This is a genomic window from Nonomuraea fuscirosea (genome assembly GCF_035917475.1).
GTDB classification, from domain to species: Bacteria; Actinomycetota; Actinomycetes; order Streptosporangiales; family Streptosporangiaceae; genus Nonomuraea; species Nonomuraea fuscirosea.
Map to the genome: position 1 here is coordinate 7,713,549 of NZ_CP109074.1, position 15,828 is coordinate 7,729,376.

Below are 15,828 nucleotides of genomic sequence, written 5' to 3' on the forward strand. Positions count from 1 at the left end.
ATCGGTGATGGACACCCTCATAGCGGCTCTTCGCTCGCTGCTGCCTCACGACTCGGTGATCACCGATCCGGTACGCCTGCGCACCTACGAGTGCGACGGCCTCACCTATCACCGGGCGACCCCCGGCGTGGTCGTGCTTCCCGACACGGCCGAGCAGGTCGCCCGGGTGGTGCGGCTCTGCAACGACTTCGGCGTGCCGTTCGTGGCCAGAGGCTCGGGCACGGGCCTGTCGGGCGGCGCGCTCCCCCGCGAGGACGGCGTGCTGATCGTCACCTCCAGGATGCGCGCGATCCTGGAGATCGACCTCGCCGACCGCAGGGCCGTCGTGGAGCCGGGCGTCACCAACCTGGCGATCACCGAGGCCGTGCGCGACCGCGGCTACTACTACGCGCCCGACCCCTCCAGCCAGCAGATCTGCTCGATCGGCGGCAACGTGGCGGAGAACTCGGGCGGCGCCCACTGCCTCAAGTACGGCTTCACCGTCAACCACGTCGAGGCGTGCGAGATCGTCACCCCGGACGGCGACCTGGTCACGCTCGACCGCATGGACCCCGGTTACGACCTGCTGGGCGCGTTCATCGGCTCGGAGGGCACGCTGGGCATCGCCACCAAGATCACGGTACGGCTCTGCCGCGCGCCCGAGGCCGTGACCACGGTACTGGCCGCGTTCGAGAGCATCGAGCAGGGCGGACAGGCCGTCTCGGCGATCATCGGGGCGGGCATCGTGCCGGCCGCGATCGAGATGATGGACGCGCTGGCCATCGAGGCGGCCGAGGCGGCGGTGGCCTGCTCCTACCCCGAGGGCGCGGGCGCCGTGCTGATCGTCGAGCTGGACGGGCCCGCCGCCGAGGTGGAGCGGCAGTTCGCGCAGCTGGAGGAGATCTGCTCGGCGGCGTTCGAGCTGCGGGTGGCGGCCGATCCGGCCGAGCGGGCGGCGATCTGGAAGGGGCGCAAGTCGGCGTTCGCCGCGGTCGGGCGGATCAGCCCGGCCTACATCGTCCAGGACGGCGTGGTGCCGCGCACGTCCCTGCCCGCCGTGCTGGCCGCCATCGACCGGCTGTCCGAGGAGCACCACATCAAGGTGGCCAACGTCTTCCACGCGGGCGACGGCAACCTGCATCCGCTGGTGCTGTTCGACGACGGGGATCCGGGGGCGGGCGAGCGGGCCGAGGTGGTCTCCGGCGCGATCCTGGACCTGTGCATCGAGCACGGCGGCTCCATCACGGGCGAGCACGGCGTCGGCGTCGACAAATCCCGATATATGCCGAAGATGTTCAGCGCGGACGACCTGGACACGATGCAGCTCGTCCGGTGCGCGTTCGACCCTCAGGGCCTGGCGAACCCGGGCAAGGTGTTCCCCACCCCGAGGTTGTGCGGCGAGGTGCCGGGCGTGCGCAAGGGCGTGCATCCGCTGGTCGAGTCGGGGAAGGCCGATCAGTTTTGAACGGGTCGTCCATGAGCGGGTCGAGGGTGAGCGGGCAGTGGTGACCGGCGGTCTTGAGGAGGCGGGCGTGTTCGGCGAGGTGACGACCAGGCAGGCGGGCGACGACGACGCCGTGTGCGGGGTGCGGCCGCGCTGGGTCGCGCTGCCCGAGACCGTCGAGGAGATCGCCGCCGTCCTGCGCGCCTGCGCCGAACGCGACCTCGCGGTGGTACCCGCGGGCGGCGGCACGAAGCTGCACTGGGCCCCGCCGCCCGAGCGCTGCGACGTCCTGCTCGACCTGTGCTGCATGAACGAGGTGCTGGAGCACGCCGCCGGCGACCTGGTCGTCCGCGCCCAGGCCGGGGTGACGATGGCGGCCCTGTCCGCGGCCCTCGCCGGCGAGGGGCAGGAGCTGGCCCTGGACGTGCCGTTCGGCGAGGACGCGACGGTGGGCGGCACGCTGGCCGCCCCGCTGCCCGGGCCGCGCGCGTTCCGCTACGGCACCGCCCGCGACCTGCTCATCGGCATCACGGTGGTGCTCCCCGACGGCACCGTGGCCAGATCCGGCGGCAAGGTGGTCAAGAACGTCGCGGGCTACGACCTGGGCAAGCTCTTCACCGGCTCGTACGGCACCCTCGGCGTCATCGCCGAGGCCACGTTCCGCCTGCACCCGATGCCCCCCGAGCGCCGCTGGGTGGTCGCCGAGCTGGGCGGCGCCCGGGTCCCCGCGGTCGCCGCGGCGCTGGCCGCCTCCCAGGCCGAGCCCAGCGCGGTGGAGGTGGACCGGCCGGACCCGGCGGGGCCGCTCACCCTGGCCGCGCTGGTCGAGGGCACGGCGGCGCAGACCAGGGCCGAGACGCTGCGCGAGCTGATCGGCCCGGCCGAGGTGAGCGGCGAGCCGCCTTCGTGGTGGGGGCAGGTCTTCGGTGACGACGTGCTGGTGGAGGTACGGTTCCCGGCTTCCGGCACGGCGGCCGTGCTGGACGCGGCGGCCGGGTGCGGGCTGTCGCTGCGCGGCTCCCCCGTCGCCGGGCGGGTGCTGCTGGAGCCGGGGCGCGAGCTGGACGAGGACGAGCTGGCCGCGACGGTGTCGGGGCTGCGCGAGAAGGTGGAGGCGGCCGGCGGGCGGGTGAGCGTGCTCGCGGCGCCCTGCCAGGGCGTGGACCGGTGGGGGCACGTGAGCGGGCTGCCGCTGATGCGGCGGGTCAAGGAACGCTTCGATCCCGGGCGCAGGATGTCTCCGGGCCGGTTCGTGGGAGGCATCTGATGGGCCGAGACGGCGAAGCCGGCGCGAGGGGGAAGGGAGTGCGGCCATGAGCTTGGATCCCGAGCTGATCAACGACTGCGTGCACTGCGGGTTCTGCCTGCCGACGTGCCCCACGTACGCGCTGTGGGGCGAGGAGATGGACTCGCCGCGCGGCCGGATCCATCTAATGAAGCAGCACGTCGAGGGCACGCCCATGACGCCGGAGATGGCCGGGCACTTCGACGCCTGCCTCGGCTGCATGGCGTGCGTGACGGCCTGTCCCTCGGGCGTGCGCTACGACCGGCTGATCGAGCAGACCAGGGTCGAGGTGGAGCGGCAGCACGTACGCGAGCCGCGCGAGCGGGCCGTGCGCGGCCTGGTGTTCAGCCTGTTCCCCTACCCGCGCAGGCTGCGGCTGCTGCGGCCGGGGATGTGGCTGGCGGAGCGGATGGCGCCCTTCCTCGGCCGGGCGAATCCCAGCCTGGGCGCCATGGCCGCGCTCGCGCCGCGCGTGGAGCACCGCCAGCGCCTGCCGCGCGTGGTGCGGGCCAGGGGCGAGCGCAGGGCCGTGGTCGGGATGCTCACCGGCTGCGTGCAGGGCGAGTTCTTCCCGCAGGTCAACGCGGCCACCGCACGGGTGCTGTCGCTGGAGGGCTGCGACGTGGTCATCCCGCGCGGCCAGGGCTGCTGCGGCGCGCTCAGCGTGCACTCGGGGCTCGACGGCCAGGCCAGACGGCTGGCGAGCAGGACGGTGCGGGTGTTCGAGCGGGCCGGCGTCGACACCGTCGTGGTGAACGCGGCCGGCTGCGGTTCGTCGATGAAGGAGTACGCCGAGCTGCTCGGGCGCGAGCCGGGGTTCCGGGTGCTGGACCTGTCGGAATACCTGGCCGAGCTGGGTCCCGTGGCCAAGCGGCATCCGCTGCCCGTCACGGTCGCCTACCACGACGCCTGCCACCTGGCCCACGCCCAGGGCGTGCGCTCGCAGCCGCGCGAGCTGCTGGGCGCGATCCCCGAGCTGGAGCTGCGCGAGATCCCCGAGTCGGCCATCTGCTGCGGGTCCGCGGGGACGTACAACCTGCTGCAGCCGCAGGCCGCGCGCGACCTCGGCGACAGGAAGGCCAAGGCGGTCGGGACGACCGGCGCGGAGCTGCTGGTCTCGGCCAACCCCGGCTGCACGATGCAGATCGCGGCGGCGATGCGGCGCGGCGGCGCGGAGATCCGGGTGGCGCACACGGCCGAGGTGCTGGACGCCTCGCTGCGCGGGGTGAGCCTGTGAGCGTCCAGTCGGTCGAGCGGGCGCTCGACGTGCTGGAGGCCCTGGCCGAGCACGGGGGTGAGGCGGCGCTGTCGGAGATCGCCGCCAGGACCGGGCTTCCGTACGGGACCATCCACCGGCTGCTGCGCACGCTGCTCGCCCGCGGTTACGTGCGTCAGGAGTCCGACCGGCGTTACGCGCTGGGCGGCGGGCTGGTGCGGCTGGGCGGCATCGCGGAGAGCATGGTCGGCGTGTGGGCGCAGCCGTACCTGGCCAAGATGGTGGAGCTGTCCGGCGAGACGGCGAACCTGGCCGTGCTCGAAGGCGACTTCATCGTCTACGTGGCGCAGGTGCCCTCGCCGCGCAGGCTGCGCATGTTCGCCGAGGTCGGGCGGCGGGTGCTGCCGCACAGCACGGCGGTGGGCAAGGTGCTGCTCGCCGGGCGCCCCGCCGCCGAGGCGGTGGCCGTGTTCGAGCGCACCGGCATGCCGCGCCGCACCCCCAACACGATCACCGACCTGCCCGCCATGCTGGCCGAGCTGGGCGCGGTCAAGGACCGCGGCTACGCCATGGACCTGGGCGAGGAGGAGCTCGACGTGCACTGCCTGGCCGTGCCCGTGCTGGACGGCGAGCGCGTGGTGGCCGCGATGTCGGTCTCGGGGCCGGCCGGGCGGATCGACGCTCTCGACCGCGACGAGCTGGCAGAAGGACTGCGCAAGATCGCCCTCGATTTCGGTGACGAGCTCAGTCCCGTCCGTAACTGAACTATCGTTGCGCCATGGGCAACAGCACGTCGGTTCAGTCGGTCGACCGTGCCATCGCGATCCTGGAGATCCTGGCCCGCGACGGCGCCACCCGAGTCACGGACGTCGCACAGGAGCTCGACGTGCACAAATCCACCGCCTCCCGGCTGCTCGCGGCCCTTGAGCACGGCGGGCTCGTGGAGCAGAGCGGCGACCGCGGGCGCTACCGGCTCGGCTTCGGCGTCGTCCGGCTGGCCGGCGCGGCCACCGCCCAGCTCGACCTGGCCCGCGAGAGCAGACCGGTGTGCCTGCGGCTGGCGGAGGCGGTCGGCGAGACCGTCAACATCGCGGTCGCGCGGGCCGGCGACACGGTCAACATCAGCCAGGTACGCGGCCCCGCCGCCATCAGCGGCCACAACTGGGTCGGCCAGCGCACCCCCTCCCACGCCACCTCCAGCGGCAAGGTGCTGCTGGCCTTCGGCGCGCTGCGGCTGCCGGCCGAGCTGGAACGCTACACGCCCCGCACCATCACCTCCCCCGCCGAGCTGGGGCTGGAGGAGATCAGGGATCAGGGCTGGGCCAGCGCCGTGGAGGAGCTGGAGGTGGGACTGAACGCGGTGGCGGCGCCGATCAGGGGCGCCGACGGCTCCGTGGTGGCCGCGGTCAGCGCCTCCGGGCCCTCCTACCGGCTGACCAGGGAACGGCTGCCGGACGTGGGCGCGCTGCTCGCCGAGGGCGCGAGGGAGATAAGCCAGCGCATCGGCCATTACGGTTAGGGCATGTGTAGAAGCATCAAAACCCTCCGGCCGCCGTACACCGAGGACGTGACCGAGGAGGACGTACGGGCCGCCGCGCTGCAGTACGTCAGGAAGATCTCCGGCTTCCGCGCGCCGGCCGCGCACAACGCCGAGGCCTTCGACCGGGCGGTCGAGACGATCACCAGGGCCTCGGAGGAGCTGCTCGGGGCGCTCCAAGTTCGCGGGAGTCGTTGACAGGGTCGTCCCGCGGGAGAAGTGTCCCCGGTATGACCTCAGGCGATCCCCAGGAGCTCCCATGATCAGCGGGCTGTACCAGGGACAGGACGGCGACTCGCGGCTGGCGCTCCGCGTCGACGTGGACGGGCCCAGGCCCACGGGGCGGGTGAGCGGCGACCTGTTCACGGTCGCGGGCGCGACCACCTCGTACGCCGGCTCGTTCGTGGCCGACGCCCCTGCCGTGCGGGGCGACGGTGACCGGACCCTGATCGAGGGACGGGCCGCGTTCAGCGCGGACACCCCGGACCGGGACGTGCGCGTGACGATCGGCGACGGGGGCGGGACGGCCGCCGTCGCGGGGCGTACCTACGAGGTGGCGTTCGCCTCGCCGTTCTTCCGCAGCGTGGTGCTCGAAGTGGACTCCGTGGTCGGCGCCGAGCCGTTCACGGCGTACCGGACCGGCTCGCTGCCGGGGCCGGCCGGGTCGCCCGACCGGGAGCTGACCGTGCCGGCGGCGTACGCGGAGGCGGGCGTCGAGCTGCGGCTGAACGAGCCGGAGGTGATCCCGGTGACCGGCTCGGGCGCGGACCTGGCCTGGGACGACGCCGAGCTGCACCACGCGATGACCCGGCATTTCAGCGCGTTCGCCGACCAGCCCGCCTGGCGGGTGTGGCTGCTGGTGGCGAGCAAGCACGTGGGCGGCTACCGGGGCATCATGTTCGACTACAACGACGCGCACCAGCGGCAGGGCGCCGCGGTCTTCCACGACGCGATCATGGGCGCGACGCCGCAGGCGCGGCGGGCGCAGTTACGCACGTACGTGCACGAGCTCGGCCACGCCTTCAACCTGCTGCACTCCTGGCAGAAGAACCTGGCGAACCCGCCCCAGCCGCTCGGCCCCGACGGCGGCTTCGGCGACCTGTCGTGGATGAACTACGTCCAGCACTACTCCCAGGGCGGCGAGGAGGGCTACTGGGCCGCCTTCCCGTTCCAGTTCACCGACGCCGAGCTGGTCCACCTGCGCCACGGCTTCTACCGGAACGTGGCCATGGGCGCGGACGCCTTCGGCAAGGGCGCCGCCGAGATCGCCCCCTTCGAGCCGCCGGTGGAGGACCACTCGGGGCTGCGGCTGGAGGTGCGCGCCAAGGACTCGTTCGAGCTCGGCGAGCCCGTCGTGGTGGAGTTCAAGCTCTCCCGCACGTCCGGGCCGCGCGCCACGCACGGCCATCTGCATCCGGACACCGAGTTCACCCAGGTGTCGATCACGCAGCCGGGCGGCAGGACGCTGCTGTACCGGCCGATGATGCGGCACTGCGTGGACACCTCACCGCGGATCCGGCTGGACGACGGCAATCCGGCCCTCTATCGCAGCGCGTACATCGGGCACGGCCGCGACGGCCACTACTTCCAGCAGCCCGGCGAGTACCAGGTGCGGGCCCAGTACATCGCCGCCGACGGCTCCCGCATCGTCTCCGCCGTCTGCCCGGTCAAGGTGCGTTTCCCCGTCTCCCGCGACGACCACCAGGTGGCCGAGCTGATGCTGGGCGAGGAGCAGGGCATGCTGTTCTCGCTGCTCGGCTCGGACTCGCCCCGGCTGAGCGCGGGCAACCAGGCGCTGGACGAGGTCATCGGCCGGCACGGCGAGCATCCGCTGGCCGTCTACGCCCGGATGGTCAAGGGGCTGAACGCGGAACGGGAGTTCAAGGAGCTGACGCCGGGCAACCGGCTGCGGGTGCGGCTGCCCAATCCCAAACAGGGCATCGAGCACCTCAGCGCCGTGGCCCGCGACCCCGGCATCGACAACATCACCCTCAACCTGGTCATGCGCCGGCTGGCCAGGGCCGAGGCGCGGCAGGGCGACCTCGGCCGGGCGAACGCGGTGATGGACCGGATGGTCGCCACGTTCGAGGCCAAGGGGGTCAACGAGATCGTCATGGGTCAGATCCGGCGCCAGGCCGAGCTGACGAAGACGGCACTCGCCGCCGAAGTCTCCTAAGGCCAAAATCTCCTGCCGCCGCAGTCTCCTGACGCCCAGGACTCCTGACGCCCGGCTTTCCTGACCTCCCGCCGCACCGTCACCGGGAGCGGACGACGGGCGAGCCGCCCGAGCAGACGATCGTCAGCTCGACGTCCTCGCCCTCGTCCGGCTCGAACTCCACCTTGGCCTCCCGGGCCGGCCCCGCGTCCACGCTGTCCACCGAGTAGTCCTGAGCCGGGCTCCACGAGCGCAGCGTCACCAGGCCGCCGTCGCAGGAGGCGATCACCGTCCCGCCGGCGCTGCGGATCAGCTTGTCCCTGGGCGTCCGCGACGGCGTCGCGCTCGGCGGTGCGCCGGTGCTGGTCGGGCTGCCGGTGGGACTGCCGGTGGGACTGCCGGTGGGGGCGCCGGTCGCGGCAGGGGTGCGGGTGGCGGCGGTGGCCAGCGCCGAGCGTACCTCCCCGGCGTTGAGAACGTGGCCGTCGGTGCCGGTGATGCCGTTGCCGAGCAGGCCGATGACCGCCACGGCGGCGCCGGTGGCGGCGAGCGCGGTGGCGGCCCAGGCCACGACGAGTCTCTTCATCGCCATCACATTCCCCCATGTACGGCTAAGGCCAGGTTAAGGCGGCCCTAAGGCTGCTCAATGCAGGGCGGGAAAGCGTCTACGTTCTTGCTATGGCTGACATTCTGCTCATCGAGGACGATGCGGCGATCCGGACGGCGCTCAGCCGCGGGCTGCGGGAGCTCGGCCATGCCGTCTCCTCCTCCCCCACGGCGCTCGACGGGCTGCGGCTGGCCGTACAGGACCGGCCCGACCTGATCGTGCTCGACCTGGGGCTGCCCGACCTGGACGGGGTGGAGCTGCTGCGGATGTTGCGGGCGGTCAGCAAGGTGCCGGTCATCGTGGCCACCGCCCGCGACGGGGACGCCGAGATGGTGCCCGTGCTGGACGCGGGGGCCGACGACTACGTGGTCAAGCCGTACAGCGCGGCGCAGCTCGACGCCCGCGTACGTGCCGTGCTGCGGCGCTCGGGCGAGTCGGTGCCGGAGCCGCTGGCGGTGGGGACGCTGCGGGTCGATCCGCGGGCGCGTACGGCCACGCTCGACGGCGCGGCGCTGGACCTGACGCCGCGCGAGTTCGACGTGCTGCACTATCTCGCGGCCCGCCCCGGCGAGGTGGTCACCAAGCGGGAGCTGCTGACCGAGGTGTGGCAGCTGCCCTACGGCGGGGCGGACAAGACGGTGGACGTGCACCTGTCGTGGCTGCGCAGGAAGCTCGGCGAGACGGCCGCCGAGCCGCATTACCTGCACACGGTGCGCGGCGTCGGCGTCAAGCTGGTCGAGCCGTCGTGAGGCGCTGGCTGGCGCTGCTCGTCGCGGCGACGACGTCCCTGGTGCTGATCGCGTTGCTGGTGCCGATGGCGCTGCTGATCCGCGCCGTGGCCGAGAACGGCGCGATGAGCCGGGCCACGACCGCCGCCGAGTCCGTGGCGGTCGCGGTGGGCACGGACGAGCTGGCCGTGGCGGTGGAGCAGGTGTCGCGGCCGGTCACGGTGTTCCTGCCCGGCGGGGGCCTCATCGGGGCCCAGGCCGCGCGCTCCGACGCGGTACGCCTGGCCGCGACGGGCCGCAGCGTCACCGCCGAGGCCCCCGGAGGCAGGGAGGTGCTGGTCTCGGCGCAGTCGCCCGAGGGGACGGCCGTGATCAGGGTGTTCGTGGCGGACGCCGAGGTGATGCGCGGCGTGCGCGAGGCGTGGCTGGCGCTGCTGCTGCTCGGGCTCGGGCTGGTGGTGCTGGGCATCGCGCTGGCCGACCGGCTGGCGCTGGCCGTGACGCGGCCCGTGGACGGACTGGCCCGGGTCTCGCACCGGCTGGCCGGGGGCGACCTGAGCGCCAGGGCCGAGCCGGGCGGGCCACCGGAGGTGCGTTCGGTGGCGCTGGCGCTCAACCACCTGGCCGCGCGCATCGACGAGCTCCTGGTCGCCGAGCGGGAGTCCGTCGCCGACCTGTCGCACCGGCTGCGCACCCCGCTGACGGGCCTGCGGCTGGACGCGGAGTCGCTGCGTGACCCGGAGGAGGCGGCGCGCGTCCAGGCCAGGGTGGACGCGCTGGAGCGGGCGGTGAGCTCGGTCATCACGGAGGCGCGGCACCGCTCGGCGGGCCGCGAGTCGTGCGACGCGGCGGCGGTGGTGCGCGAGCGGGTGCGGTTCTGGTCGGTACTGGCCGAGGACCAGGGGCGGGAGGTGACGGTGACGCTGCCCGACGGCCCGCTGCCGGTCGCGGTGGGGGCCGAGGAGCTGGCCGCGTCGGTGGACGCGCTGCTCGGCAACGTCTTCGCGCACACCCCTGAGGGCGTCTCCATGGCGGTACGGCTCCGGCCGCACCCCACCGGAGCCCTGCTGAGCGTGGAGGACGCGGGCCCCGGGTTCGAGCCCGCGCTGCTCGAACGGGGGAACAGCGGGGGCGGCTCGACCGGGCTGGGGCTGGACATCGCCCGGCGCAGCGCGGAGTCGTCCGGCGGCGGCCTGACCGTCTCCCGGTCCGCGGACGGCGGAGCCCGCGTCGAGGTGCTCCTCTCCCGCCCCTGAACGCCTTCTCCTCGCCTTAACCGCCGTTTAGCGCGCGGTTACCGGGCTTCGCGGTTTCGTGGAGTCATGCAGATCACGAAGAAGTTCATCGTCGCAGGTGCCGGAGTCGTCGCGCTGATCGGTGGCGGTGGCGCCGCCTACGCGGCCACCACGTCCGCCGCCCCCGCCGCCCCCAAGGTCACGGCCGAGCAGGCCATCGAGATCGCGCACAAGACCGTGCCCGGCGCGTGGGTCAGCGAGCTCGACTTCGACAGCCGGGGCACCCGGGCGGACGTCTGGGAGCTGGAGCTGACCAAGGGCTCGCAGCGTCACGAGGTGAAGGTGGACGCGGCCTCGGGCAAGGTCGTCAAGAACGAGATCGACAGGAACGACCGGGACGACGACCACGACGGTGACGACGACGACTGATCCCTCTTCCCCCCGGCCACGCCGGCCCGCCTCCAGGTGGGCCGGCGTCCTCATGCCCGGCCCGAGTCATCGCGGGCCGGCGTCCTCATGCCCGGCCCGCTTCGTCGTGGGCCGGGCATCCTCATGCCCGATCCGCCTCATGACGGGCCGGAGCCCCCGTGCCCGGCCCGTGTCAGCTCTGGGGCGTGATCCGCAGGGTGACCGTGCGGTTTCTCGGGGGCTGCCGGTACGGGTTGTCCGACTGGCCGGCACTGACGAGCGTGAACGACGTGCGCGGCAGGCCGCCGCCCTCCGCCAGGTGGCGGGCCGCCACCAGGGCGCGGCCCAGGGCGACCACCGAGCCGCCGCGCGTCCGGCCGCCGGGCACCGGCAGCGCGTGGCCCACGACCGTGATCCGCACGTCCATGCCCGTCATCCTGCGGCCCAGCCCGCGCAGCAGAGCCCTGCCTCGGGGGCTGACGTCCGCGCTGCGCGGGAACAGGCCCGTGTCGAAGCGCACGTACACGTCCTGGGAGCGGCGCCGTACCGTGACGCCCGGCATGGAGAGCCGTCCGGCGATGGCGGCGAGCCCCGCGTCGAGGCGGTCTGTGGCGGCGGCGCGGCGCTCCTCGGCGGCGGCCAGTTCCGCCCGCTCCCGCTCGACCGCCGCGCGTTCCCTCCCCAGCGCCGTGCGTTCGGTCTCAAGGGCGGCCTCCAGGGCCGCCACCCGGCCGGCCAGGGCGTCGGCCCGTACCGGCGAGGCGGGCGCCCCCGCGCCCCGCCCAGCCGCTCCCAGCGCCACCACAGCACCGCCGGCCAGCACCACGACCGTCACCGCCGCGGCGGCCGGCACGGCCCGGCCCGGACGGACGAGCGGCCGCATCCGGCGGCGACCCGCGGTGATCCGCGCGATCGTGCGCCGCCCCTCGGCCGCCGCCGCGTCGCCGGGCGACAACTCCTGCACGGCGGCCCAGCACCGATCCGCCTCGGCCAGCTCCCCACGCTGCGCGTGCACCCGAGCCCGCAGATCCAGCACCGCCACAGCGCTCGACGCGGCGCCCGACGCAGAAGCCGGCGCAGAATCCGGCGCCGAAGGCGATGCCGGATCCGCCGCCGGATCCGCCGCGGCACCCGTCCCCGTCCCCGTCTGGTCCGGGGAGTCGGCGGCCGTCGGGTCCAGCTTGTCCAGCAGGCGGAGGGCGGTGTCCAGGTCGCCGGTGCGGGCGGCGGCGCGGGCACGGTCGAGGGTCAGGTGGGTGCGCAGGGCCTCGCTCATCGCCTGACCAGGCCGATGATCTTGTCCTGTTCGCCCTTCGGCAGCATGCGGATCATCCGCTGGTTCACCCCGTCGAGCCCGGGCCGGTCGCCGGCGGCGATGGCCCGCTCGCCCTCCTGGATCAGCGCCTGGGCCCCTCCAGAGGGCTCCAGCATCTCCCGCAGTCCCTGGAACAGGGTGACCGGCCAGTCCGGGCTACGCCGCTCCAGCTCCATCAGCAGCCGCCCGGCCCGGTCGATCTGGGCGCGTACGGCCGCGATGTCCCGCGCTCTGATCGCCTCGCGCGAGCGCCCGCGCAGCCCGGCCAGCTCCGCGCGGTCGGCGGGGTCGCCGAGCACGTCCACGAGCCGGTCCGCCTCGTCCAGCAGCCCCTCCAGCTCCTCAGCGAGCGCGGGCAGCAGCGCGGCGTCCTCGACGTCGTCCAGCTCCGCCTGCAGCTCGCGCAGCCGCTCCTCCGCCGTGGCCGCCGCGCCGACGTCGACCCGGGCCGCGCGCACCTGCTCGCGGGCGGTCGTGACGGTGCCCTCCGCCTCGATCCTGGCCAGCCGGCCGGCGACGTCGGACGAGCCTCCCGACGAGGCGGTCCCGCGCAGCGTGTCCAGGCGCCGCTCGGTCTCGGCGAGCAGCGTCTCCAGCACCTCCGCGTCCGGTATGCGTACGTCGCTCAGGTTGATCTCGCCCTCGAACTGGGTCTGCACCAGCGGCACGTCCGCCACCACCGTGACCAGGCTGGAGGCGTCGACCTCGAAGGTGACCTCCACCTCCGTCCCCGGCGGCAGGTCGATCGTGACGTCCCTGGGCCGGATCTCCAGCTGGCCGACCACGCGGTTGCGCTCGCCCCTGCTGCGCTCGCCCTGCAGCACGGGGATGCGGATGACCGCGTCGGCGTCGGAGCGGCGCAGCGCGGCGGCGGTGTGGAACACCTCGCGTACGGACGTCGGCAGCGTGACGCCCTTGCGCAACATCGGCGCGAAGGCCCGATCGGCGAGCTGGATGCCGAGCGAGTGCGCCAGCCGCACCCCGCCGAACTCGACCTCGCCGTGCTTGATCGACAGCGTGTCCGGCGTGAGCGGCAGGGGCGCGCCCCGGTCGTCGATCAGCTCGACGCGGAAGCGGGAGGTGCGCCCCTTGTCGATGTCCACCTCGGTGACGAAGTGGCCGGTGTCGCTGAGCGGGATCCTGCCAGTGGTGAACGGCGGGCGCCCCTCGGGGTTGCTCAGCGTGACCGAGTGGCCGCCCCAGCCGGTGGCCGGCCCGCTCACCCGGCCGGCGACGGTGGGCCTGGTCGTGGTGACGATGGGCTCGTACGCCAGATCGACCGCGAACTCGCCCTCGACCCTGGTCTGCGTCCGCGGCCGGCGCAGGGTGGCGGCGAAGACGGCCGCGCCGCGGGCGACCACGGTCGTGGGGTCGAGGCTCACGTCGAGCTCGATGCCCAGGCCGTGCCGCGGGTCGGCGAGCCGCTCCCGCAGCCCCGGCGACAGGGTGACGCCGCCGACCAGCAGCAGCCGGTCGATGTCGGCCGGGCCCAGCGCGGCCTCCTTGAGCGCCCTGCGGCACAGGTTGATCGCCCGCTCGTAGAACGGCTCGGCGGTCGCGTCGAACTCGCCGCGGCGCAGCGCGTACTCGAAGGTCTCGGTGCCGCCGTCCGCGCCCGTCAGGTCGACGAGGAGGTCCGCCTGGTCCATCCTGGACAGCAGGATCTTCGCCTCCTCGGCGGCGGCCTTCAGCTTGGCGAAGTTGTAGCGCCATCTGGGGTTGTCCCGGCGAAACTCCTCCAGCCCGAGCTCGCGGGCGGCGGCCGGGGCCAGGATCCGCTCGACCAACGCCCAGTCGATCAGCTTGCCGCCCAGGTACGGGTCCCCCGAGTGGTCGAGCACCCGCAGGTCCCCGTCACGCTTGCTGACCACCGCAGCGTCGAAGGTGCCGCCGCCGAAGTCGAACACCATCCAGTACGCCCGCTCGTCGGCGTCGTCGAACCCGTACGCGAACGCCGCCGCGGTCGGCTCCTGCACCAGCGGGCAGGCCGTGGTGAAGCCGGCCAGCAGGGCGGCGTCGGTGGTGGCCTTGTTCTGGTTCAGCGTGAACGCGGCCGGCACGGTGATCACGGCGGCGTCCGGCGGGGTGCCCGTGTGGTGGGCCGCGTCGGCGCGCAGCGACTTGAGCACCTCGGCCGACAGCTGCGGCGGCGACAGCCGCACCCCGGCCCTGGCGAAGCTCGTGCGCGCGTCGGCCAGCCCCATCTCCAGCTTGAACTCCGCCGCCGCGTTCTCCGGGTCGCTCTCCACCCGCTCCCTTGCCCGCCGGCCGACGTGGACGAGGTCCGGCTTCGGCATCCAGACGGCCGAGGGCGTGGTGTCCCAGCCGTCGTTGTTCTTGATCACGGTGACGGTGTCGTCGTCCGCCACGGCGATGGCGCTGTTGGTGGTACCGAGGTCGATGCCGAAGTCGATGGTGTCACGCATTTCCGTTCCTCAGGTCCTCTCGGGTGGGGCGGCCGACGATCACCTGGCCCAGCTGGATGTGCCGCTCCCGCAGGTAGATCGAGGGCCGCACGGTCTCCAGGACCGTCTCCGCGCTGAGCGACGGGTCGTCCTGGAACAGCAGGACCTCGATGGAGCGGCCGGAGTGGAACGCCTCGCCGTCGTGGTCCTGGAGGACCAGTCCGGCCTCGGCCAGCGCGGCGCGGGTCGTGCGCAGGTGGCGGGCGGTCTGCCGGCCGGCGGCGTCCGCGCCGGGCGCGGCCAGCCTGCGCTCGGCCCGCCACAGGTGGGTGGCCGCGGTGGCGAGCGACTTCTCGTCCAGCGGTTCCGGCGGTCGCGGGGCGTCGAGCAGCGCGGCGAGCTGCGCCATGACGGGTTCGTCCCAGGTGGGCGGCGGGATGCGGAAGGCCCGATGGTGACGCCACTGCCCGAGCTCCTCCCGGAACGTACGGCGGTTCACAGGACCACCCCCCGCCGCCAGAGCGCGAGCCGGGACCGGTGGAGTTCGCGCAGGGGCGGCCACAGTTCGACGGCTTCCTCCATGAGTGCGGTGGCGCGGGCCAGTTGCCCGGGGACGCGGTGCAGGCGCAGCGCCTCGGCGGCGATCCGGCGGGCGCGCTCGTCCGGCGGGCCCGCCACGGACGCGCGCCGCTCGCGCAGGGCGGCGCCGAGCTCGCCGGCCGTGGCCGGACGGTCGCGCGGGTCGAGCGCGAGCGTGGCCATGACGATCTCGTCCAGGCCGCGATCCACCTCGTCGTTGTACCTGCTGGGCGGCAGCAGCGGCCGGTCGAACCGGGACAGGCCGAGGCCCTCCCCGTACGGCAGATAACCGGTGAGCAGCAGGTACGCGATCGCCCCGACCGACCACACGTCGCTCGCGCACGAGTGACCCAGATAGCCCAGCACCTCGGGGGCCATGAACACGATCGTGCCCCGCCCGCTGGCCATGCGGGTGACCGGGTCGGCCCGCCTGGCCAGGCCGAAGTCGCTGACCCGCACCCGCACGTCACCGCCCTCGTAGCCGATCAGCACGTTGGCCGGGGTGAGGTCGCGGTGCACGACGGGCGGGTCCTGCTCGTGGGCGAGCGCGAGCCCGCCCGCCATCTGCTCCGTCACCCGCACCACGAGGTCCGTGGGGATCCCGCGCGGGTAGGCGGCGGTCAGGGTCTCCAGGCTGCCGCCGGGGACGTACTCCATCGTGAAGAAGCCGCGCAGTCCCTCCGGCGTCCGCACGGTGCCGGCGTCGAAGAGCCGGACGATGTTGGCGTGGCCGAGCGTGGACAGCAGCCGGGCCTCGTCCAGCATCCGGTGCGTCTCCTCCAGCGAGGCGATCCGCTTGAACAGCTTCATCGCCTGCAGCCCCAGGTGCTCGTGCCGCACGCGGTGCACCTCGGCGAACGAGCCCTCGCCGAGCAGCCGGTCGATCACCAGAGTGCCGGTGACCCGGTCACCGCTGTTGAGCAGCGCCATCGTCC

General features: G+C 73.7%; 15 protein-coding genes. 10 read left to right on the plus strand and 5 right to left on the minus strand.

Annotated features, from left to right (window positions below; genetic code table 11):
• Positions 1–7 precede the first annotated feature (7 nt).
• The 7 genes from OIE67_RS35055 to OIE67_RS35085 all read left to right on the plus strand — a co-directional run bounded on the left by OIE67_RS35055 (position 8) and on the right by OIE67_RS35085 (position 7,637).
• On the plus strand, positions 8–1,444 hold the full coding sequence (locus OIE67_RS35055; RefSeq protein ID WP_326628577.1) for an FAD-linked oxidase C-terminal domain-containing protein: 1,437 nt from the start codon (positions 8–10) through the stop codon (positions 1,442–1,444).
• Positions 1,445–1,484: 40 nt separating this feature from the next.
• Positions 1,485–2,690 (plus strand): FAD-binding oxidoreductase, encoded by a 1,206-nt coding sequence (locus OIE67_RS35060; RefSeq protein WP_326628579.1) that lies wholly within the window; start codon positions 1,485–1,487, stop codon positions 2,688–2,690.
• A gap of 46 nt (positions 2,691–2,736) precedes the next feature.
• Positions 2,737–3,945 carry a (Fe-S)-binding protein gene (locus tag OIE67_RS35065; RefSeq protein ID WP_326628581.1) on the plus strand — a complete coding sequence of 403 codons (1,209 nt, stop codon included), beginning with the start codon at positions 2,737–2,739 and terminating at the stop codon, positions 3,943–3,945.
• The gene (locus tag OIE67_RS35070; RefSeq protein WP_106235392.1) at positions 3,942–4,688 is read left to right on the plus strand and encodes an IclR family transcriptional regulator; all 747 of its coding nucleotides are present in this window, start codon (positions 3,942–3,944) and stop codon (positions 4,686–4,688) included. The genes OIE67_RS35065 and OIE67_RS35070 overlap by 4 nt, the downstream gene beginning before the upstream one ends.
• Before the next feature lie 14 nt (positions 4,689–4,702).
• Positions 4,703–5,443, plus strand: a complete 741-nt coding sequence (locus OIE67_RS35075; protein ID WP_106235390.1) for an IclR family transcriptional regulator — start codon at positions 4,703–4,705, stop codon at positions 5,441–5,443.
• Positions 5,444–5,446: 3 nt separating this feature from the next.
• Positions 5,447–5,659, plus strand: a complete 213-nt coding sequence (locus OIE67_RS35080) for a DUF2277 domain-containing protein (protein ID WP_326628582.1) — start codon at positions 5,447–5,449, stop codon at positions 5,657–5,659.
• 61 nt (positions 5,660–5,720) lie between these two features.
• Complete coding sequence (locus tag OIE67_RS35085; protein WP_326628584.1) at positions 5,721–7,637, plus strand: zinc metalloprotease; 1,917 nt, start codon at positions 5,721–5,723, stop codon at positions 7,635–7,637.
• A 79-nt stretch (positions 7,638–7,716) separates the two neighbouring features.
• On the opposite strand, the gene OIE67_RS35090 is transcribed toward OIE67_RS35085, so the two are convergent.
• A complete protein-coding gene (locus tag OIE67_RS35090; protein ID WP_326628586.1) occupies positions 7,717–8,202 on the minus strand; it encodes a hypothetical protein in 486 nt (161 codons plus the stop codon).
• Positions 8,203–8,294: 92 nt separating this feature from the next.
• Between OIE67_RS35090 and OIE67_RS35095 the strand changes: the two genes are divergently transcribed.
• The 3 genes from OIE67_RS35095 (at position 8,295) to OIE67_RS35105 (ending at position 10,615) form a co-directional block, all read left to right on the plus strand.
• Positions 8,295–8,972, plus strand: a complete 678-nt coding sequence (locus OIE67_RS35095) for a response regulator transcription factor (RefSeq protein ID WP_326628588.1) — start codon at positions 8,295–8,297, stop codon at positions 8,970–8,972.
• Positions 8,969–10,207: a sensor histidine kinase gene (locus OIE67_RS35100; protein WP_326628590.1), complete on the plus strand. Its 1,239-nt coding sequence runs from the start codon at positions 8,969–8,971 to the stop codon at positions 10,205–10,207. The genes OIE67_RS35095 and OIE67_RS35100 overlap by 4 nt, the downstream gene beginning before the upstream one ends.
• A 66-nt stretch (positions 10,208–10,273) precedes the next feature.
• Positions 10,274–10,615 carry a PepSY domain-containing protein gene (locus OIE67_RS35105; protein WP_326628591.1) on the plus strand — a complete coding sequence of 114 codons (342 nt, stop codon included), beginning with the start codon at positions 10,274–10,276 and terminating at the stop codon, positions 10,613–10,615.
• 172 nt (positions 10,616–10,787) lie between these two features.
• Here the strand turns inward: OIE67_RS35105 and OIE67_RS35110 are convergent, their stop codons facing one another.
• From OIE67_RS35110 to OIE67_RS35125, 4 genes are read right to left on the minus strand one after another with little or no spacing between them, the layout of a single operon-like run.
• Complete coding sequence (locus OIE67_RS35110; RefSeq protein WP_326628592.1) at positions 10,788–11,870, minus strand: hypothetical protein; 1,083 nt, start codon at positions 11,868–11,870, stop codon at positions 10,788–10,790.
• The gene (locus OIE67_RS35115) at positions 11,867–14,335 is read right to left on the minus strand and encodes an Hsp70 family protein (RefSeq protein WP_326628593.1); all 2,469 of its coding nucleotides are present in this window, start codon (positions 14,333–14,335) and stop codon (positions 11,867–11,869) included. Before OIE67_RS35115 ends, OIE67_RS35110 begins: the two co-directional genes overlap by 4 nt.
• Positions 14,328–14,813, minus strand: coding sequence for a hypothetical protein (locus OIE67_RS35120; protein ID WP_326628595.1), 486 nt, complete (start codon positions 14,811–14,813; stop codon positions 14,328–14,330). Before OIE67_RS35120 ends, OIE67_RS35115 begins: the two co-directional genes overlap by 8 nt.
• A complete protein-coding gene (locus tag OIE67_RS35125; RefSeq protein ID WP_326628597.1) occupies positions 14,810–15,823 on the minus strand; it encodes a serine/threonine-protein kinase in 1,014 nt (337 codons plus the stop codon). Before OIE67_RS35125 ends, OIE67_RS35120 begins: the two co-directional genes overlap by 4 nt.
• Between the last annotated feature and the right edge of the window lie 5 nt (positions 15,824–15,828).

Coding starts and splice junctions, on each gene's coding strand:
- OIE67_RS35055 (WP_326628577.1), top strand. CDS start 8: ATGGACACCCTCATAGCGGCTCTTCGCTCGCTGCTGCCTCACGACTCG.
- OIE67_RS35065 (WP_326628581.1), top strand. CDS start 2,737: ATGAGCTTGGATCCCGAGCTGATCAACGACTGCGTGCACTGCGGGTTC.
- OIE67_RS35075 (WP_106235390.1), top strand. CDS start 4,703: ATGGGCAACAGCACGTCGGTTCAGTCGGTCGACCGTGCCATCGCGATC.
- OIE67_RS35080 (WP_326628582.1), top strand. CDS start 5,447: ATGTGTAGAAGCATCAAAACCCTCCGGCCGCCGTACACCGAGGACGTG.
- OIE67_RS35085 (WP_326628584.1), top strand. CDS start 5,721: ATGATCAGCGGGCTGTACCAGGGACAGGACGGCGACTCGCGGCTGGCG.
- OIE67_RS35090 (WP_326628586.1), bottom strand. CDS start 8,202: ATGAAGAGACTCGTCGTGGCCTGGGCCGCCACCGCGCTCGCCGCCACC.
- OIE67_RS35095 (WP_326628588.1), top strand. CDS start 8,295: ATGGCTGACATTCTGCTCATCGAGGACGATGCGGCGATCCGGACGGCG.
- OIE67_RS35105 (WP_326628591.1), top strand. CDS start 10,274: ATGCAGATCACGAAGAAGTTCATCGTCGCAGGTGCCGGAGTCGTCGCG.
- OIE67_RS35110 (WP_326628592.1), bottom strand. CDS start 11,870: ATGAGCGAGGCCCTGCGCACCCACCTGACCCTCGACCGTGCCCGCGCC.
- OIE67_RS35115 (WP_326628593.1), bottom strand. CDS start 14,335: ATGCGTGACACCATCGACTTCGGCATCGACCTCGGTACCACCAACAGC.
- OIE67_RS35125 (WP_326628597.1), bottom strand. CDS start 15,823: ATGGCGCTGCTCAACAGCGGTGACCGGGTCACCGGCACTCTGGTGATC.